This is a genomic window from Marinagarivorans cellulosilyticus (assembly GCF_021655555.1).
Taxonomy (GTDB): Bacteria; Pseudomonadota; Gammaproteobacteria; order Pseudomonadales; family Cellvibrionaceae; genus Marinagarivorans; species Marinagarivorans cellulosilyticus.
In genome coordinates this window covers 3,288,495-3,307,935 of sequence record NZ_AP023086.1, presented here as the reverse complement: position 1 = coordinate 3,307,935, position 19,441 = coordinate 3,288,495, and the positions used below count along the sequence as shown (strand labels likewise).

Here is a 19,441-nt window from a genome sequence, read left to right as displayed (position 1 = left end):
TTTACTCTACAGACACAGAAACGTCGTAACCATTTGCTTTAAGCAACGCATGCTGTTTAGCTTTTGCTAAATCAGACTGAACCATTTCTGCACACATTTCTTCGACGGTAATTTCCGGGGTCCACCCTAATTTTTCTTTCGCTTTGGTCGGATCACCCAGTAAAGTTTCGACTTCTGCAGGACGGAAATAACGCGAGTCAACACGGACAATAACATCACCCACCTTTAGGGCATTCGCATTGTCGCCATTAATCCCTGTAACCGTAGCGATCTCATCCACACCCTTACCAGAGAATTCAAGAGTAATGCCGAGTTCTTTAGCAGAAAGCGTAACAAACTCACGCACAGATATTTGTTTGCCCGTAGCAATCACAAAATCTTCTGGCTGATCTTGCTGTAACATCATCCACTGCATGCGTACATAATCTTTGGCATGCCCCCAGTCACGTAGAGCATCCATATTACCTAGATACAGGCACTTTTCTAAACCTTGGGAAATATTCGCCAAACCGCGAGTAATTTTGCGCGTTACAAAGGTTTCACCGCGACGCGGGGATTCATGGTTAAACAAAATTCCGTTACAAGCATACATGCCATAAGATTCACGGTAATTCACCGCAATCCAATAAGCGTACATCTTGGCAACAGCATAGGGGGAACGCGGGTGAAAAGGCGTGGTTTCTTTTTGTGGTATTTCTTGCACTTCACCGTAAAGCTCTGAAGTCGACGCCTGATAAAACTTGGTCTTTTTTTCCAACCCCAAAAAGCGGATGGCCTCTAACAAACGAAGAGTGCCCATTGCATCTACATCCGCCGTGTACTCGGGCGCCTCAAAAGACACCGCCACATGCGATTGCGCACCAAGGTTATAAACCTCATCTGGTTCCACCTCTTTTAGAATACGAGTAAGGTTTGAGCTGTCACTTAAGTCGCCGTAATGCAAAAAAAACTTGGGGCTTTCTTCGTGACGATCTTGGTAAATATGGTCAACACGCTCGGTATTGAATAATGAAGCTCGGCGCTTTATCCCATGTACTTCATACCCTTTTCCCAACAAAAGCTCGGCCAAATAAGAGCCATCTTGACCTGTTATTCCTGTTATAAGTGCTTTTTTCATGTCTATTGTCCTAATTTCATAAATTTAAGCCACGCCAAAGTTTCCGCAATACCCTCTTGTAGGCTAACTGGCGAATAAATATTTTCCAGTTCCAATAACATTTCGGGTTCAATCACATTATCGGTAGTCATGTTATTTAGCCTAAATGTGGTCATTGGAAATTTAATTGAAAATATAGCGAGCAAATCACCTACCACTGCAGCTGAACTCAGCACCCACCAAGGCAAAGAAGATGGCATCTTAACACCTGCTACGCTAGAAATTTTAATAGCCCAATCGTCAGCAGACATAGGTAACGAATCTCCAAGGTATTTTGGACCCAAACCGAAATTAACTCCGGCCACTAAACAGCTGAACATTTGATTAACAGCATTACCGACATAACCATATGTTTTGACTGACGCTCTCTCTCCAATCAAGAAATAACTTCCGTTCATCACTCGGTAAAAAAAATTCTTGTATGGTTCTTCAAACCAAGGCCCCCAGATTGAAGTGGGCCTTACCGTAGTCCAAGCGAACGGAAAATCGTCACAAAACTCTCGTATTATATTTTCCATTTCAACCTTGCTCTCACCGTAGACAGTAGAGGGCGAATAATGGTCAGAATATTTCGGCATATCTCCAGCAGAACAAACTAACATGCTGGACGCAAATACCACTGACTCAACAGATGGAGTATCAATTAGTACTCGACATAGGTTTCTAACTGCGTGGACATTGTCCTCATAATCTTGCAATTTACTTCCACCCAGATCTGTTCGCGCTGCGAGATGCAGTACCAAGTTAGGCTTAAATTGCTGAAATACCTTTTTGAGTGCATCTAAATTTTTTAAATCAACTTGTTTGAAGATCTGACTATGGTTTAAATTCTTAGGTTGACGTACATCAATACTCAAAATATCGAACCCTAGAACAAGAGCTCGATCAACAGCATTCGTACCTATGAATCCAGATCCACCGGTGATTAATATTCTAGCTTTGTTCATTTATAACCTTAAGAAGTAATTCGTGATCAAAATTGTTTGACGAAAATTGATTTGAAACTTGTTTAGCAGCAATTTTAAGGCCACATAGCAAGCTTCTATCATGTAGAAGTAATCTTAATTTCACAGCTATATCCTCTGCACTGAGCTTACAAATCAACATCGACTGACCATCAACAAAAAAGGTTGAAACGCCTACATTGCGAGAAAGTAACAACGCACAAGAACAATAAGCGGCTTCAACAACTGAAATTGCAAAGTTCTCTGACTCAGATGTTAGAACGAATACATCCAAACTTTTATACAACTCAACCAAATCATCCCCATACAATTCTCCCAAATAGGTTATTTCGCCACACCCAAACGACTTCTGACTCCTATCATATAGGCCCTCGACGTCTGTTCCAACAACTAAGATTTCGAGTCTTCCCCTATCACATTTTGACATCAAGGAAATAGACTCAACAAGTAAGTCTAATCGTTTTTTACGAGTAACCCTTCCAACAAAACCAATTCGTAATTTGTCATTTAGCTCAGGAGTAGCATCTTTAACATCAAATTTTGTAAGATCAAAACATAACGGCATAACAAAAAATTTAACGTCAGCTCCGACCACTTCACGAACATCTGAGCACTCACTATCTACCGTACAATGAACGAAGTGTGCATGTTTGATATTTGAACGTAAACCAAAGCCCAGCATCGCACGCTTCATAAAAGATGATTTCATCTGAATTAGTAGGGGAACAAGCATCCCGTGTGGAGAAATACAATACTTGATTTTCAACAAACGACAAAATATTGGAATTAATAATGCAAAAAGATTCCAGACACCGCCAATCCAAACGATATCAACTTGAGATCGGGTTCTAAAAAGCTTGTATGCAGCCCGAACCAAAGCGAAAGCGGATAAAGCATATAAAGGTCTTGAAGATCTATATGAAGTAACTGCTACTCCATCAATTACCCTAGAGCCAACATTTTCAGAATCATCACTTGTTGTAATAACATTAATTTCATGACCCAGCCTTACCAACGCTTTATCAAGCTCATAATCAGCCACCACTGACCCGCCGTACTTAAAATCAGGAGCATATACTGGACACAATCTGTATACTCTCATAACTATCCATTTTTCCAAAAAATTTCAATGATATTTATCTAGCAATTTATCAAAAACAACTATACCAAATACACCTACCAAAGCCGAATGAGACAACCAGAAAATACTTTCAAATTAGAACCTATCTATATGATATTCAATTACAAAATATTACTATTCAATTATTTTTGACTGATATCGCAATACAATAAAACAGTTAGAACAATACAAACCTAGTTACGATTAAAACCTTACAAGACGAGAAAATAATACTTAAAGTTAAAAAAATATATTTTTATAAAGCAAAAATACTCCTAAACAAAATACTGCAAAAAATAAACAAAAAGTCTATTTTTGTAGCCAACTAGCGAACATTCAAACCTAAGCCCGGACGCAAAACAAAGGCAACCGCAAAAGGGACAATGAAATTAATTGGGTATAACTCCGTAATCACAGACGTCAAAGAAGATAAGACAATAAAAAGACTCAACAGAATCGAGAAGTCGTGAGAAATAAAAATAGACCATACGAAAAAAAACGAAAGCAGGAACACATAAAACAAAAAACCCAATAAACCCAAATTAGCCAAAACACTTACGTACATTGAATCCGCAATAAACGCATTATAATTTCCGTTAAAATATAATACCGCAGAATTGGTAGCCAACCCAAAAAAACGGGAAACTAAGCCTACACGCCCCCAAGTATCAAGGAAGATATCAGCCCTCGCTCCCCCACTAACAGCAATAACATCATCACCACGCCCCAAGAGATGTGCAAATTGATCAACAGAGAGTATCAACCCGGCACATGCTATACATGCGAATAACATAATCACTCGCGAACTAAAGAAGCGCCTAAAATAAACGTAAGAAACAAAGAGGAACCCTAGGGCAATTCCAGTCAAGCTCACAGTCATCAAAACACTTAGAATAGTTATAGGCGCAAGCACGGAAAATCTAACTTTTGCAAAATAATTAAGAAACAAAAAACACAAACAGCTGAATAGCGCACCCGATGACGGAATCAAAAACAACCCAGGATTTCTTAGAGAATACCCACCCAAAAAACTACCGTACCAAGTCCCTCCAAAGACCAATTGAACTAACTGAAAAGTAAAATGCACAAAAAATACATACTTCAAAAAATTTGAAATAGTAACCATGGCTTCACGATCCACTAAATCGATCAACAGGACCAACAAAATAATAGGCATTACCCACCTGAGACCCAATAGCAAACATATCCATGGCAATTCATAACTTGCAATAAGCGCAGCAAATACAAAAAAAAGCCATGCACTTAGCAAAACTTTGATTGGCGATATTACTCGACATGATAAAACCAGCCAAATCAAGGAAATAGAAATAGAAATCAAAAACAAAATATCTTTTAACACTTTTACATATACAGGCGTTACATTTTGTGTTTGACTGTGCAAAGTACCTTTTACTAAGGCTACAACCTCCCCTAAATTAACGAAAAGAATAAGTGAAACCGAAATAGCCCCGATTACAATGATTGCCTGCTTAACATTAATGACCATGTCGAACTAGGTTCTTTATCTTAACTTTACAGTACTCAATAGCCATATTATATCCATAATATAAATGGCTTGAATTTCCGGAAAATACCCTATACGCCCTCTTATATTCAAGCCACACTGTTTTGCGAGTAGTATCTGAAACGCCACCTGAACTTACGATAGATATATTGTTAGCGGTATTTATAATCCCAACACCCGAGTTGCGTATCGATAGAAATTGAAAAAAATCGGCGGCCATTATATAGGTCAAATCAAAAGGACTGGACTTTGCTTCAGCTACAGGAACGAACATAGACTGATGGCAACATGGCATTTTCCTCGGAATTCTTTTATCTAAAGTTTTAGCCCGACGCACCTTAACTTGTCCATCCGGATATAACACCTGATGATCGCCATACAAAATTTTGAGTGAATCTGGCTTCAACAGAACTGCGACCTGCGACAATATAACTGATGAAGCAAATCGGTCGCCAGCATTCATGAAATTGATAACATCACCGGTCGCCATCTGAATCCCTTTGTTCATTGCATCGTAAATACCTTTATCAGGTTCGCTCACCCACTGAGAAATGTTACTTTCATAACGCTTTATAATTTCCAACGTCCCATCAGTAGATCCGCCGTCGACAATAATATATTCAATATTGGAATAATCTTGCCCCAATACAGAATTAATTGTATTTTCAATTTCGGTCGCGCCATTATAAACGACGGTAACAACGGTTATTTTTGGTAGCCACTTTTGAACCATGATGTTATCTCAAATAAGCTTCATAGAGTTGGCGATATTGAGATGCTACGGCCGCCTCTTCTCTATATAACTTAGAGTGCATTAAAGTATTTCTAGCTGCATCATTAAGCAACTCTGACGCGATAGCATCTGCAAGTGCATCACAGTCTATACTTTGCACCAGCGCTCCATCATTCGACGATCTCACCAAGTCTTGCATCCCCCCTATATCAAATGCAATACACGGCACACCGCAAGCCAACGACTCTACAAGGGTATTTGGGAGGTTATCTTGCAAAGACGGGGCGACAAAAAGGTTGCATGCGTTGTAAAGGGCAACTAGCGATATGTCATCCTTTAAAATACCCATGTAATGAGTTTTGATATCACAAATATCGTCGATCCCAGAGGCGCCAAAAACAACTAATTCAAAATCACACCTGCCCCTCAATTTTTCCAACGCAGATTCCAATAACGCAAAGCCCTTACGAGGGTCGCTTGTACTTGACATTGCTCCGAATAGAATCAACTTCTTATTTTGGGGTAAACCAAGTAAATGCCTACAAACCTGCTTATCTACAGGTTTAAATAAATCATGATCTATGCAATTTGGAATAACCGTGATTTGACTATTAGCCAACAAGCTACTCTCTCGTGCACACCCGGCCAGCCAATTCGTAGGGCAGACATAGGTAATTGACTTTTTTGTCCAACTTTTAGCCTTTGATCGAGCACGCCATTTATTGATATCGACTCCACTCAACGATGGATCGACCTCGATTGCGGATGTTGAATATTGCACATATCGCTTATTACCCGCGGGATCGGAGTAGTGCTCAGCTCCACAAAACGGCCACATATCATGCATCGTCCAAACTGCGGGCTGCTTAATTCGGGAAATTTCTCCAACCGAAATCATCTCACCACCCACCCAATGCAGATTAACAATGTCGGGCGCAATTCGATCAATTTGTTGCAAAATCCCACTTGCAAAGAAATTCAACGAATGGTGTACAGGATTACTTGTTTTTTGTAAGCGCAATAAACGCGACGCAATGATATTGGCGATTTTTATCCTCAGCCATTTCGATTTACCGACAGAGTGTACAAATGGATTGTCAGTCTGCTTATTTACTACCAGCATATGACTATCAAGGCCAGCTTTTCGCTGAGCAATGTGGAGTCTAAATGCAGCTCTTGCTGCGCCCCCATCTGCATCACTGTAACTTAAATGTAATATCTTCATTTGCGGTTAGTTAGTTGTTTTGTCAATACGCCTATAAAACTCAACTGGTCCCGCACTAGTGGCTCTCGCGTTTTACTTTCTAAAAACAAATTTATTTGATCTACAACATCATCGGCATTCAAATCTTGTAATGACATAACGGGCACATTAAAACGCTCTGCGAGCGACTTGACCTTTCCTTTACCTAAGGTGTAATCCAACGCTAAACAATTCGCTCCTTTTGCAACACCAAATACCAACGAATGAAACCGCATAGCCAATAAGACACTACAATTTTCAAAGGCCGCCAGATACTCTTGCGGAGGTAACTCAGGCCCCAATAGACTCAAGTCTAATACAGATTTCAAATCACTTGCTGACCTAAAAAGCTTGCGGTAAAACCACCGGTCATCCGAACCAAAGTGATTGGTACACATTGGCAAGGGCCTAATAATAACGTCAGGATGTAAACCGACAATCGTTTGCAATGCACAAACAATTACGTTTTCATAACGCGACTTAATGGCTAAACATTCGTGCTCAGGTAAATGCCTTGCATATTCCTTATAAGGAAAGTCTCGCAACCCCAACAAAATAACTTTTTTATCCACATATTGAGCATTACTTATTACCGATGAATGAGGCTTCGTTAGCCAAGTAAAAGCAGGGTCTTCGGCAACTTCACCTTCCTGTATGGGCACGCCCAAAGTCTTTGCATAGTCCTGAGACTTATTATCCCGATAGATTCTAATATCAGACAGCAAAAGAATTTGCCGTATACTCTCATTATGGAAATTTTCCCCTAAAGGCCCCACGCCACAACCAGCAACGATAGTTTTCCGCCCATGCTTCTTAGCATTTTCAAATATAACTTGCATTGGAGCCAGCTCGTTAATCGCCATTAATGGACCGCCACCAAATACACAATAGCCACAACTGCCAGCCAATCTAACACCTTCTTCTAGCCCAACTACATTAGCAGACTTGAGCTCCGGCATTTGTAGCTTGGTCATATGGCTGATGTAAGGATTAATTGCTACCAGTACAATTTTAATATTCTGCCCAAGGCTTGCTTGCAACGACTCAATAACGCCACCCAGTATTGCCTTATCACCAAGTGTTTCCGTACCATACCAACCACAAATTAAAACTGACTGCTCAACTGAATCTTTAGCGTTAAGCGATCCTTCAATCGAACTACGATAGTAACTTAGGCTAAAATTAAAAGCTTTTGATTGTCGAAGCTTGTCTATATTGTCAAAAAATGGGGCCTTTCGAATTAAGGATTTAATATGAAATTTATTATTTAACCGTGCAAACAACTGGCGCCGGTATTCTGCCGCAGGCGGAAGCCCGACATAATCGTGGTGACAAGAATCACATTTAGTTTTAATTATCTCGTTAAGATGCCCTTCATTTTTAAAGTAAACTTTATTTGCGTCCCCATCAGAAATATTACTCATTAACGCTTTACTTTCCACCGCACAGTACGCCAGCTCACCTTTTGCTGTAATCGTTGCACCACGATGCTGCCAATCGCAGCCTGCCTGCCTAGGCTCGTCGTAGATAACTTGATCAATTAACGATCGATAAAAAAAGTTTTGTTGAACGCTCGTTTCGTAGTTCGAAATTAGCCCCTCTAAAAATTCAACAAACTCGTACTTTTCTTCAAAAGTCAACGCGTAGGGATCCAACAAGTTCTGAGTGTATAAGCGCTGATGAGGAATACCCAATCGGTACTTTATATACACTTTATTTTCGATACAAAAATCCAATAAAGGAGCCAAATGTAAAACATTTTCGCGGATAACCGTGCAGCCAATACGCACGTTATCAACTAATTTTGACTGCATAATATGCCTTATAACATGCTTGGCATTTTCAAAGTTGCCGTCGCGACCACGCACGGCATCATGAACAGATTCAAAACCATCCAACGAAACCATTACGTCAAAATTAATATTTTTTTGCTTAATAACAGACGCCATTCCGTCTATTTGCTCAATAACTTGCTTATATTTAAAGGCATTTGTAATTAAAGAAACATGCTTTAACGCAGGCAGACATTCGACTACAACCCTGACCATATCGATTAAGTCGGAGCGCAAGGTCGGCTCACCGCCATTGAAGCCTATAGCTTCGACTTCCGAAAATAATTCATTATTCAGGCCTAACTTTAGCTCATCAACCGTAATATCAGTACTTTGTTTATTCTCCCAAATTCGACACATTTGACAGCGGGAATTACAAATATCAATAACGGGGAATTGTATTACCTTAGGCTTCTCTAATTTGGGCTTGCTCTGCCGAACACAGTTGTTTGCAACCCTATACAATTTGCTTAACTTCACCAATATCTACCTTAAACGTTTATTCGCACTTCGCACTAAAGAGCATTTGGCGAAATCTAATATTGCAAATATATGAATTTGATACGGCTGCTTTTTAGCCTCCGTAAATAAACTAATGAAATAACAGCATAGGATTACTAAAACCAATGCCACGCTGTCCAACCATAAAGGAGTAACGGCGCTAAACTGACTTAACGATGCATAAGTAAATAACAAGAAGGGGAAATGCAAAATATATATCGTAAGCGTTGCCCCAGCCGCTTTTCTGATAAATGCATTCACGCGCCTCCCCACCGAAAAATTAATGTGCGATAAACCTGCCGGCAAAAAATACAGCGAAACAGCGAATAGTAAAGCGACAAATATATCATTTATAAATAGGCCAGAATTATTAAAATTGAGATCGCTAAAAAAATAGGTCAATAGAAACCCACTAACATCGGAAGACAATTGACTTAGATGGGAAGTTTTATACATCATGTATATGATGAACGGCGTCACTAGCCCGATAAGTGAAACTGCACGACGGGAGTATAAAGTCGACCCCTGCTTTTTATGCTGATTATAAACAACGACGCCTAACCACCAAATCGGCATAAGCAAAAGAATCTTCAACCCAATAAAAAACGCCAGAGTACAGATCAATAAATACCTATATAGTGGTTTGTCTATAAACCAGAATACGCCAAATATACAGTAATACCAAAACTCGTAACCCAATGACCACAATGGGCCATCGCTAGAAAAACGGATACTAAAAAACTGCCATTCTTGTAGAAATAAAAGATTAATTATTCCCCTCATCAAGATATGACTATTTGCAATTTTACCGTCGTAGACTTGATGGGCAACTGCAGTACCTAGCACATCCAAAAATAACACGATAAATATTGCAGGCAAAAGCACAGAATACAGGCGCGCCAATCTACGCGACATATAATCCAAAAAGCCTTTATTAGTTCTACTCACCGCATGGCAAATAACATAACCACTTAAAACAAAGAATATGACAACGGCATCATGCCCGAGCTCCAACTGCCTTATGAATGATAAAAAATTGCCAGTAAATCTTTCATAGGAAAAATGATGCAGCAGTACTAACAATGCCGCAGCTAGGCGAATAAAATCCAGAGATAAAGAAAGTCGATGATTCATCTATATGCCAGCCAACAAACGGCCGACTCTATTCACAGCACGACGAAAAACGCCCTTAGTTTCTGGGGCATGAACACTATCGTATCGCGCAATAACAGACTCTGGTGAACCACCACGCATAACAATTGGAGCGCCGCGGGGCGTGAATATTTGTTCAAACCCTTGATACGATGCACGAAAAGCTCTGCGAGGTTCATCAACATGAACCTCGTCACTACCGTGGCACAGCATACAATCGAAAATAAGTACATCACCAGCATTTAACTCAAGAAATACAGCATCATTGAGATCTAACCGACTCATATCTATTCGGTCGTGATGAGTTTCTCCTTTAACCCGAAAATAGGGTAAATAGCCACTGAGGTGCGATTTAGGTATTGCTTTTAAAGCTCCATTTTTAATTGTGACGTTGTCGAGTGCAACCCAAACAATAAACTTTTTAGGCTCAGAAGGGCGCGAAATAAAATCCTGATGCCAAGGCACCGCATTAGCTCTCCCTTTTGGCTTATATACCAAACTATTCTCGTAAAAAAATATATCTGGCCCCAAAACACCTTCGAGCACATCTAAAACGGGGTTCAACTTGGCTAACGACTGAAACTCCGGATGACGTTGATACAAGTCGTAAAGAACACCTTGATCAGAGCGATGACGAAGGTAGTATTTTGAGAATGGGTCTATTTTGTTCTTGTCTGCATAGTCGACTATTCGATCAGTTAACTCTCTTAGAGCCATTAACTTATCTTCTAGCACCACATCATTAAGAATGGTAAACCCTTCGGCACGAAGCTGTGCAATATTGTCGCTCGCTAACACTACAAAACTCTCCGCTTGATATAACCAGTCACTCTCTGAACAAATGACAAACGATTTAAATCCATCAATTGTTTGTCAAAACCTGCGTCAGCAACAACTATATTTACATGAGATAGCGGTAGATCTAAGGTTTTAGATTTCACTTTCGCCATAGAATCATTTTTGTCCATGGTATGAGTTGCATCCTCTCCAAAACCAATATTTGAAATTAAATTTACAGCAGGGACTATCGTCAACCCCGATTGGCAGCTTTGAGCAAATGACCATTGAAAATCCCAAGTGTCAATTTTACCCCTATAGACCCCTTCATAGTTAACGTACCTAGAATTGTAATTTTCATCTCCGACAAAAAACTTTACCGCATCCTTGTAATTTTGATCACCCCAAGACTTCATGTCGACGTCATAATAATTCCAAGCTCTTCGCCATCCAGCCCAGCCCCATACACTTCCAAATTTTGAAAAGTGATAACTTTGGGAGTTGCTTTTCCAGCTCCCTAAAGAATTTCGACCACTAATCATCGTTACACGAGAATCATAGCGAAAGCGCTCTAAAAGCTCTTGGCAATAATAAAAAAAAGATTGATCTGGGCAACAATCATCCTCTAAAACAATGCCTTCTTCTTCATTCTTAAAGAACCAATCCATCGCCGTAAACTCGCCCATTTTACAGCCCAAATTTACATCGCTAAATTTAGTAAAGACTTCACACGGCCAGTCTACTTGATTAACTATGTCGCGCACTTTAGCGCATGCTATTGCCTCTTCCGGACGACCCTCTCTTGGACCATCTGCTGCAACATATAATTTCATCGGCTTTACTTTTCGCACAACCTCAAACGTGCTCTGAGTAACTTCTGGACGATTAAATAACACCAATAAAATAGGAGTGTCAAATTGGCCACTATCTTCTATGCTCATTGAAACTCCCGATTAATTCGCTCTGCAACTTCATCTGCAACCCAAACGCAGTGATCAATTTTTCCAGAAAATACGGTATGGTAATTATTGCTGTAACTATTGATCATTGACGGCCTAGCATCGGTATCATCCTTTTTCGCCAGCACCATTCGCGGCCCATGAAGAAAGCCCACCAACTCCGCACCAGCAACAGAAGGAATATATTGCTTACACTTTTCCAACATCGAATTAAAAAAATCATTTAGATCAATGCGAGTGAAAGGATTTTTTGTTTCATCTAGCCACTCCGGATTCAAGACCTGGCCGGTTTCTCTCGCAATTACTGTGTTTTCAACGTGGTACAACAAAGAATGCGATGATGCGCCAAATGGGAGTAGCGTCATAAATGGGCCATCCATGATAGTAACGCCTACTCTTGGTAATTTGGTGTCTACTACCGGCACTACAGTGTACTCATATTGATGATTTTGAGTCTCAAAGCCCAACTGGTTGGTTATCCGATTAATATCAGCATAAGAGCAGTTTACGACAGCATCAAATGCTCCAACATCCAAGTTATTGACTCGCAAGCGGTGGACACCATTCTCGAAATTTACAGAAGTCACTGTAGAGTTCAAATTTATCGATATTTGTTGATCACGCAATTTTTGCGAAATTATTTTAGCAAGTAGTTTGCTATCATAAACTCTCTCTTCACACAAAATACCCAGATCGACATCACACACTTTAATGTCGAAGTTGTTTTTATCAATCCTTTGATAGCCGAGGCCATTCCTTTCACAGAAACTAATGTAGTTATCTGGAGAGGTAAATGATCCGTCTTGCGCTATAAAATACGCATTTGGGAATACTTCTGTAATTGAGCCTGGGTATTCATCGATAAACCGCTGAAAACCGGCGATACATTGCTGAGCCGTTTCATCATCTCGAGGATAATGAAAGCCTAGGTGTAATCGGTTTTGATTATTTAAAGAAGCGCCATTTAAAATTGCTGACTTTTTTTCAAATACAGAAACGTCATAGCCTAGTTCCTTTAATTTCAGCGCAACTGAAGCACCAAAAACACCACAACCGATAATTGCAATTTTTTTAGACATAAATACCTCCATTCAACTTAAGTACTACACCATTTAAGTGTGCCCAATGTGGTTGCTCAATATCGACAATAATTCTTGCGAGGTCTTCGGGACTTAAGAACTGCTTCATTGGGCATTGAGTTAACTGTAACTCTCTTCTTTCAGGTAGCATTTCATCAAACATTACAGTTGATTCTATTAAACTAGGTGCAATGGCGTTCACTCGAACCTTTGGCGCTAACCATGTCGCAAGTGATTTTACAAAGGCGTTAACTGCCCCCTTGGAAGCGGCATAAATTGGGTCATAGCTTCCCCGCTCCGAAGAAATTGATGACATCAATACAATACTTGATCCCATGCAAAATTGTGTTTCGAGTCGTTTTAACAACTTCGCAGTCGAAGTGAAATTAATATCAATAATCCTTGCAAGATCGTTTTCATCATAGTCTTGTAGACTTTTACCAGGCAAGACACCAATTAATCCGACAACTAAATCTAACTGAACTCCACGGTTAAACATTTCTTCCGTAAAATTGGAAATCGAAGCTGAAGACTCTACGTTTAGATGTAAAGCAAGAAAGCTCGGGTGCTTAATAGCCACTTCTCGTCGCCCAAAAGTACCATAGACTTTCCAACCCTCACTTAGCAACCTATCTGCTACGCTAAGCCCTACAATACTTGAGCAACCCAACACCAGTGCTGTTTTTTGTTTATTATTCATGTGATTAGATTAACTTAAGACAATCTTTTCAAAATAATTAATTGTCTTTTTTAACCCTTCCTCTAAATGGATGTGCGGCTCCCAATCAAGTAGGCGTTTAGCTTTAGTAATATCAGGCTGACGCTGTAAGGGATCATCTGCTGGAAGAGACTTGAAAACGATCTTTGATTTTGAGGCCGTCAAAGAAATAACTTTTTCAGCCAACCCTAACATGGTGAACTCTCCTGGATTACCCAAATTTATTGGGGTCAGCATATTTTCTTTACTATTCATTAATCGAATGAAACCTTCCACCAGGTCGTCAACATAGCAAAAACTACGAGTTTGTAGACCATCACCGTAAACGGTAATATCTTCGCCTTTTAAGGCCTGCACAATAAAATTAGACACCACACGCCCATCATTCGGATGCATTCGTGGGCCATAAGTATTAAAAATCCGAGCCACTCTAATATCGAGCCCGTGCTGACGCTGATAATCGAAAAACAACGTTTCAGCACACCTTTTTCCCTCGTCATAGCAAGCCCGAGGACCGAGAGTATTTACGGCGCCTTTATATTCTTCCGGCTGAGGATGCACTTCTGGATCACCATAAACCTCACTTGTAGAAGCCTGAAAAATACGAATTTTAAGACGCTTTGCAAGACCAAGCATGTTAATAGCGCCAATTACGGAAGTCTTTGTAGTTTGCACAGGGTCAAATTGATAATGTACTGGACTTGCGGGGCATGCTAAGTTGTATATTTGATCGACCTCAAGATACAAAGGAAAAGTCACATCATGGCGAATGACTTCAAACATGGGATTCCCAAGCAAGTGCACAATATTTTGTTTTGCGCCTGTGAAAAAATTATCTACGCATATCACTTCGTTTCCCGCATCAAGCAAACGCTCACACAGGTGAGAACCAAGAAAGCCAGCACCGCCAGTCACTAATATCTTTTTCCTAATTGGATTCATCTGTACCCTCCTAACGGGACACACCTACTATAAATTAATTTAATTAAGTCTATTTGAAACAGCGCTCTTGTCTGCATCATAAAGACTTTACGCAACTGAGGCACAAAAAGAAAAACGAAATATGATGCAAAAAACTGAGATACTAACGTTGCTATAGCGGCACCCTTAATACCCCACAGAGGGATAAGAAATGTATTTAGACCAATATTAATAACTAATCCGATGCCTGTTCGAAAAAGTGCAAACCGCTCCATTCCTTGCGCAACAAGCCATCTACCATTTGCGATCCCTAAGTACACAAAAACTGTAGTTAAAGCATATACAGTTAACACTGCTGATGAACCAATGTACTCAACCCCATACAGCAATAATACAATCTGGTCAGAAAAAAGAGAGATCGCAACACTAATTACTAGCGCAAACAATGCTAAAAAATTATAAATGGATTGCATCTTATTATTAAATTCGTCCTCCGATATCAGTTTTGCGCCTAATACAGCAGGAAAAAGCGCACTCATAATAACAGAGGGAAAAAAATACCACGCCTCTGTTAACCTAACCGCGACAGAATAGATCCCGAGATCGGCATAGGAGAGCATAGCCTGAATCATCAACTGATCAACCTTCATATACACAGAAATCATTATCGCCGACATCACCAACGGCCACGCACTATTTAACATTCTTGAAGCTAAGCGCCCATCAAACATTAAACTTGTTAGTCTAACTTTTTGCATAAACAAAAAAAGTAGGATCGCACCCGAGACAAAACACTCAATCATTAAGGGTAGGGAAAAATAAACAAAACTTTTACCGCTAAAAATCAAATAGCACTTAAAAATAGAAGAGGCGAATACAGCCGCGCCACCCGCCACAGCAATGGCCCACCCTTTAGAGTTAGACAGAAAATACCAATTGAAAACTGACAACACGTCTACAAAAAATGATATGGAGAATAGAAAAATGCATAGCCGCACACCATAGTCGTCTACAAAGCAGAATATCAATAATGCCATTATACCTACCGACACCAATGAACTTATGCACCGAATGGCGATCACAGAGCCAATAATTGCCTGCGCATTAGTGGGCTTTGATACCACCTCCCGTATTGTAATCGCTTCGAGACCCAAGGTAGAAAAAACGGCGATCAATCCAATAAAACTCTGAGCAAAACTAAGCCGACCAAAATCATCCACCCCGAGATACCTTGCGATGAGGACGCCAAATACGAACGCAGCCCCCATTCTAATTAATTTATCAGCTAGCTGATAAAATGTATTTCCACCATTTCCTTTAAATAGTTTTAACATAAAATCACATCACTTTATCAGATCATTTCTTTACCCAGATATATCTAAAAATCAAATAAAGCAAGGCGAAAAAAACACCCAGAAGCCCACCAAGAATTACAATTACTTTTCTATTTGGTCCACTTTTCCGCTCGGGAACTTTTGCAGGCACAATTTCAGTCATCAAATAGTCAAGCTTAACTTCTGCAAGCATTAGAACTTTCATTTGAGACTCAATCATGCCGTAGAACACTGACTGCATTTGTGAAATACCTGTTTCTGATATTTTGCGATTTAGATACTCTATATTCTCTTTAGCGTCGCGCATATCCCTTAATTGAAAATAAAGATTAAGTTCAGAAGCCAGTATTTGAACCCACTCTGAGGCCAACTGAGGAGATAAGAATTCAACCGACAACCGGACCAACCCCCCTTCATTTTTAATCAAAATCATTGATGATAACAGCTCATAAGACTCAAAACTTGTTGGCCCATAAGTTTCCCCTGTTTCATAATTCTTTAACCAGGTATTTTTAGACACAGAGAACTTTTCTTGATCCCAGACAAGGCTCTGACTACTCTCCTCCCAGCCCACTACTGCAAACAAGAATGGCGATAGATTATATTTTTGTATCACCGCCTCAAGAAATGGCCAACTTTTGGCAAGTACGATAGCCTGATCAATATCCTCAGTATTTGCTCCACCCAAGTTGATTCCTGCAATTGCAGCTAAACCTCCATATTGCGACGCCAAGCCACTTACGCCTGATTCAGATTGAGCTGGAGCGTATACCGCCTCAACCCTGTATTGGTTTGGTAAAGTGAGCGCATAAGTCATACTTATCAAGGAAAACAGAAAACCTGCGCCAAGTACTAACCACTTACCACGCCAAAAAACAGTAAATAATTCCCCAAGATCGATCTCATACTCGCTAAGCAGAACGGGATCGTTTACAAAGCTGCGCTGATTTTTTTTTGCTTCACGCTCTCGACCTTGACTAATTTTATTCATGAGCTAACTATCAGTTTAATTATTTAATGACTTTAAATTCAGAGAGCAACCGCTATATTAGTTATTAGTACCGACCTCTAAACGCAACTGTTCAATTTCAACCTTTATCAACGCGTGCTGCTTTTGTTTATATTCTAAAAACTGCCGCGCAAGCATAGTTTTTTCTGTAATTCCTTTTGGCGTCAGCAAATATGCATACCTGACCTTATTACTTGAACGCGCAAAGTTACCCGCTTTAACCCAACCCACTTTAACCAAAGCCTTTAGGCAATAGTTGACCTTACCCAAGCTGATGCCTAACTCCGCCGCCAACTCGCGCTGGCTTAGGTTTGGGTTTTGGGCCAGCTTGCGCATTAGCGCTAAACGGACCTCGTCGGGGATGGCTGATTCTTTCATGGGTGGCGAGTTTACGGCAGTTTTGCGGAGTGTTCAACCACTGAACGCTCGCTTCGCTCAAGGTTCACTTCGCTCAAGGTTCACTTCGTTCAGGAGGCGGGGACGCTTCGCTCGGGAGGCGCTTTGCGCCGGGAATCTGGGCTCGCTTCGCTCAGGAAGCGGGATACTGGAATCGAGATCGCTTCGCTCGAGGTTCGCTTTGCTCAGGAAAGGCGCTGCGCGCCGAAAATCCCGACCCCTAAGCGAAGAGCACCCCGATTCCGTTTTTTCCCGCTTCGTGAGCGTAGCGAATTTATAGCGCTTTCTTTTTGGCGTTCATTAATGCGCCCAGCTGCTTTGCAATAATCATTACGCTATCTTGCCATCGCTCACTGAGCACTTCATCTACATAGCCAATTTTTTCGCCGATGATTATTTGCGTCATTAATTCACCTGCTGAGCCTTTGGCTATATTCAAGAACTGTATTTGTTCTTTTAAACCCGCCCTTTCCTCCCGCCATTCAAAGCATCCATGCTTTTCACCCACATGAGCCAGCTAAAGCTGTTCAAAAATTACTCCTGCATTTTTGTCTGCTATGTTCGAGGGCACAGAAAGGCTTGAGCGTGTTATTTCGTCTTTAAAACCATAGTCTTTGCAGTCGCTAAAGTGTCGATAAATTTAAACCGACAACTCTACCGATGACTGCCACACTTCTAGGTTTTTGTATCTCATTGTTCGCTTCGCTCAAGAGTCGGGAGCGCTGCGCGCTAGGAATCTGGAGTTTTAACCCATTTTCTCGCTTCTTGAGCGAAGCGCCTCCCCGACTCCGCTTTTCTCTCGCTTCCCGACTCTTGAGCGTAGCGAACCTGCTATGCGAAGCGGCGTTTGTTCCAGCGGATAAAGCGCCAGCTGCGCTTCATTAAAAGCTGGTAGGCTAGTACAAAGGCTAAGCAGCAGCTAAAGGATACAGCCTCTGTTTGCGGTAGGTAGTTGAAGATCATCCCCAAGGACACCAAGCACATTTGAGCAAACAGCATGATGTATAGCGTCTGGCGAGCATTAAAGCCGGCCCGCATTAGAATGTGATGAATGTGGGTTCTATCTGGCGCAAGTGGCGATTTACCACGCTTAATACGGCGGTACATTAAAGTAACCATGTCTGTCATGGGCAGCAATACAAACCAAAGCGCTGTTATTGGCTTAAACGCGGCAGATTGCTCGTTAGCACCAAATAACAACAATACAGCCAAGGCCATACCTACAAACATGCTGCCGGCATCACCCATAAATACTTTTTTAATGCGCGTTTTATCGCTGGGCTTGCCCCACACGTTAAATAGTAAAAAGGCCATTAAGGAGCCCACCAAGCCTAAGCATAACCAAGCAATATTCAGCTGCCCGCCACCCACAAACAACAGCGACAAACCCAAAAAGCTGGTTAAGCCTAAACCGCCCACCAAGCCATCTATACCATCCAGCATATTAATGGCATTAATAACGGCAATTATTGCCACCAAGGCAAACGGGTAGCCCAACCAACCCAAACGAATTTCACCCAAACCCAATATGTCACCAAACGAGCCAACACCAAGCTTAAGGCCATACACAAATAAAGATGCAATTAAAAACTGTGCGACCAATCTAAAGCGGGCGCTAATGTCGTATCTATCGTCCATGGCGCCCATAAAAACGACCATGGCACCGCCGAGCATAAATACGCGCACAAACGGCGGTTGCTCTAAAAAAATATAGGAGGATAAAAAAATGCCGGCAAACATTGCCAAGCCGCCAATCAGAGGAATAGCGCCGCTATGGTGCTTACGGCCGCCAGGCTTATCGACCAAGCCTATGCTAACGGCTATTGGCCTAAAAAGTTTTACGGCTGCCACGGTTACCATAAAGGCCACGCCCATCACCGCAAATCCATACTCCATGTAGAACTCCAAAAATACTCGGCTCGATAAATCTAAGCTTGTTGCTATTACTGTTAACACTGCCGGCGCACCCTTAAAAACCTGTAACAACCTTAGACTACAATTGTTGCTTTTGGCGCCAAGCT

At 41.0% G+C, this 19,441-nt stretch carries 17 protein-coding genes and 1 pseudogene; all 18 read right to left on the bottom strand.

All coding sequences use genetic code 11. The features are described 5' to 3' along the window. Window position 1: 1 nt before the first annotated feature. The 18 genes and pseudogenes from gmd to MARGE09_RS13160 all read right to left on the bottom strand — a co-directional run bounded on the left by gmd (window position 2) and on the right by MARGE09_RS13160 (window position 19,376). Window positions 2-1,117 (bottom strand): GDP-mannose 4,6-dehydratase, encoded by a 1,116-nt coding sequence (gene gmd / locus MARGE09_RS13245; protein WP_236982600.1) that lies wholly within the window; start codon window positions 1,115-1,117, stop codon window positions 2-4. 2 nt (window positions 1,118-1,119) lie between these two features. Continuing rightward, complete coding sequence (locus MARGE09_RS13240; protein WP_236982599.1) at window positions 1,120-2,103, bottom strand: NAD-dependent epimerase/dehydratase family protein; 984 nt, start codon at window positions 2,101-2,103, stop codon at window positions 1,120-1,122. After that, window positions 2,090-3,163: a glycosyltransferase gene (locus tag MARGE09_RS13235; RefSeq protein ID WP_236982598.1), complete on the bottom strand. Its 1,074-nt coding sequence runs from the start codon at window positions 3,161-3,163 to the stop codon at window positions 2,090-2,092. The genes MARGE09_RS13240 and MARGE09_RS13235 overlap by 14 nt, the downstream gene beginning before the upstream one ends. A gap of 403 nt (window positions 3,164-3,566) precedes the next feature. After that, window positions 3,567-4,748 carry a hypothetical protein gene (locus MARGE09_RS13230; protein ID WP_236982597.1) on the bottom strand — a complete coding sequence of 394 codons (1,182 nt, stop codon included), beginning with the start codon at window positions 4,746-4,748 and terminating at the stop codon, window positions 3,567-3,569. Beyond that, complete coding sequence (locus MARGE09_RS13225; RefSeq protein WP_236982596.1) at window positions 4,738-5,499, bottom strand: glycosyltransferase family 2 protein; 762 nt, start codon at window positions 5,497-5,499, stop codon at window positions 4,738-4,740. The genes MARGE09_RS13230 and MARGE09_RS13225 overlap by 11 nt, the downstream gene beginning before the upstream one ends. A gap of 4 nt (window positions 5,500-5,503) precedes the next feature. Beyond that, window positions 5,504-6,724: a glycosyltransferase gene (locus MARGE09_RS13220; RefSeq protein ID WP_236982595.1), complete on the bottom strand. Its 1,221-nt coding sequence runs from the start codon at window positions 6,722-6,724 to the stop codon at window positions 5,504-5,506. Further along, window positions 6,721-9,054, bottom strand: coding sequence for a polysaccharide pyruvyl transferase family protein (locus MARGE09_RS13215; protein ID WP_236987369.1), 2,334 nt, complete (start codon window positions 9,052-9,054; stop codon window positions 6,721-6,723). The genes MARGE09_RS13220 and MARGE09_RS13215 overlap by 4 nt, the downstream gene beginning before the upstream one ends. Before the next feature lie 6 nt (window positions 9,055-9,060). Then, a complete protein-coding gene (locus MARGE09_RS13210; RefSeq protein WP_236982594.1) occupies window positions 9,061-10,209 on the bottom strand; it encodes an acyltransferase family protein in 1,149 nt (382 codons plus the stop codon). After that, window positions 10,210-11,025: a phytanoyl-CoA dioxygenase family protein gene (locus tag MARGE09_RS13205; RefSeq protein WP_236982592.1), complete on the bottom strand. Its 816-nt coding sequence runs from the start codon at window positions 11,023-11,025 to the stop codon at window positions 10,210-10,212. Next, a complete protein-coding gene (locus tag MARGE09_RS13200) occupies window positions 11,025-11,945 on the bottom strand; it encodes a glycosyltransferase family 2 protein (RefSeq protein ID WP_236982590.1) in 921 nt (306 codons plus the stop codon). Before MARGE09_RS13200 ends, MARGE09_RS13205 begins: the two co-directional genes overlap by 1 nt. Beyond that, on the bottom strand, window positions 11,942-13,042 hold the full coding sequence (locus MARGE09_RS13195; RefSeq protein ID WP_236982588.1) for an FAD-dependent oxidoreductase: 1,101 nt from the start codon (window positions 13,040-13,042) through the stop codon (window positions 11,942-11,944). Before MARGE09_RS13195 ends, MARGE09_RS13200 begins: the two co-directional genes overlap by 4 nt. Continuing rightward, window positions 13,035-13,742 carry an SDR family NAD(P)-dependent oxidoreductase gene (locus MARGE09_RS13190; RefSeq protein WP_236982586.1) on the bottom strand — a complete coding sequence of 236 codons (708 nt, stop codon included), beginning with the start codon at window positions 13,740-13,742 and terminating at the stop codon, window positions 13,035-13,037. Before MARGE09_RS13190 ends, MARGE09_RS13195 begins: the two co-directional genes overlap by 8 nt. 9 nt (window positions 13,743-13,751) lie before the next feature. Then, window positions 13,752-14,702 carry a UDP-glucuronic acid decarboxylase family protein gene (locus MARGE09_RS13185; protein ID WP_236982584.1) on the bottom strand — a complete coding sequence of 317 codons (951 nt, stop codon included), beginning with the start codon at window positions 14,700-14,702 and terminating at the stop codon, window positions 13,752-13,754. Then, window positions 14,699-16,015 (bottom strand): flippase, encoded by a 1,317-nt coding sequence (locus tag MARGE09_RS13180; protein WP_236982582.1) that lies wholly within the window; start codon window positions 16,013-16,015, stop codon window positions 14,699-14,701. The genes MARGE09_RS13185 and MARGE09_RS13180 overlap by 4 nt, the downstream gene beginning before the upstream one ends. A 22-nt stretch (window positions 16,016-16,037) precedes the next feature. Then, window positions 16,038-17,006: a Wzz/FepE/Etk N-terminal domain-containing protein gene (locus MARGE09_RS13175; protein WP_236982580.1), complete on the bottom strand. Its 969-nt coding sequence runs from the start codon at window positions 17,004-17,006 to the stop codon at window positions 16,038-16,040. A 57-nt stretch (window positions 17,007-17,063) separates the two neighbouring features. Continuing rightward, complete coding sequence (locus tag MARGE09_RS13170) at window positions 17,064-17,402, bottom strand: MarR family EPS-associated transcriptional regulator (RefSeq protein ID WP_236982579.1); 339 nt, start codon at window positions 17,400-17,402, stop codon at window positions 17,064-17,066. A 292-nt stretch (window positions 17,403-17,694) separates the two neighbouring features. Then, window positions 17,695-18,060 (bottom strand): annotated as a pseudogene (locus MARGE09_RS13165) (four helix bundle protein). Between the two features lie 191 nt (window positions 18,061-18,251). Then, window positions 18,252-19,376 carry an undecaprenyl/decaprenyl-phosphate alpha-N-acetylglucosaminyl 1-phosphate transferase gene (locus tag MARGE09_RS13160; protein WP_338040702.1) on the bottom strand — a complete coding sequence of 375 codons (1,125 nt, stop codon included), beginning with the start codon at window positions 19,374-19,376 and terminating at the stop codon, window positions 18,252-18,254. Window positions 19,377-19,441: the final 65 nt, after the last annotated feature.

What these genes read in the sequence shown, in the direction of transcription:
- gmd (WP_236982600.1), bottom strand. Translation starts at nt 1,117, where the DNA reads ATGAAAAAAGCACTTATAACAGGAATAACAGGTCAAGATGGCTCTTAT.
- MARGE09_RS13240 (WP_236982599.1), bottom strand. Translation starts at nt 2,103, where the DNA reads ATGAACAAAGCTAGAATATTAATCACCGGTGGATCTGGATTCATAGGT.
- MARGE09_RS13230 (WP_236982597.1), bottom strand. Translation starts at nt 4,748, where the DNA reads ATGGTCATTAATGTTAAGCAGGCAATCATTGTAATCGGGGCTATTTCG.
- MARGE09_RS13225 (WP_236982596.1), bottom strand. Translation starts at nt 5,499, where the DNA reads ATGGTTCAAAAGTGGCTACCAAAAATAACCGTTGTTACCGTCGTTTAT.
- MARGE09_RS13220 (WP_236982595.1), bottom strand. Translation starts at nt 6,724, where the DNA reads ATGAAGATATTACATTTAAGTTACAGTGATGCAGATGGGGGCGCAGCA.
- MARGE09_RS13210 (WP_236982594.1), bottom strand. Translation starts at nt 10,209, where the DNA reads ATGAATCATCGACTTTCTTTATCTCTGGATTTTATTCGCCTAGCTGCG.
- MARGE09_RS13200 (WP_236982590.1), bottom strand. Translation starts at nt 11,945, where the DNA reads ATGAGCATAGAAGATAGTGGCCAATTTGACACTCCTATTTTATTGGTG.
- MARGE09_RS13195 (WP_236982588.1), bottom strand. Translation starts at nt 13,042, where the DNA reads ATGTCTAAAAAAATTGCAATTATCGGTTGTGGTGTTTTTGGTGCTTCA.
- MARGE09_RS13190 (WP_236982586.1), bottom strand. Translation starts at nt 13,742, where the DNA reads ATGAATAATAAACAAAAAACAGCACTGGTGTTGGGTTGCTCAAGTATT.
- MARGE09_RS13185 (WP_236982584.1), bottom strand. Translation starts at nt 14,702, where the DNA reads ATGAATCCAATTAGGAAAAAGATATTAGTGACTGGCGGTGCTGGCTTT.
- MARGE09_RS13180 (WP_236982582.1), bottom strand. Translation starts at nt 16,015, where the DNA reads ATGTTAAAACTATTTAAAGGAAATGGTGGAAATACATTTTATCAGCTA.
- MARGE09_RS13175 (WP_236982580.1), bottom strand. Translation starts at nt 17,006, where the DNA reads ATGAATAAAATTAGTCAAGGTCGAGAGCGTGAAGCAAAAAAAAATCAG.
- MARGE09_RS13170 (WP_236982579.1), bottom strand. Translation starts at nt 17,402, where the DNA reads ATGAAAGAATCAGCCATCCCCGACGAGGTCCGTTTAGCGCTAATGCGC.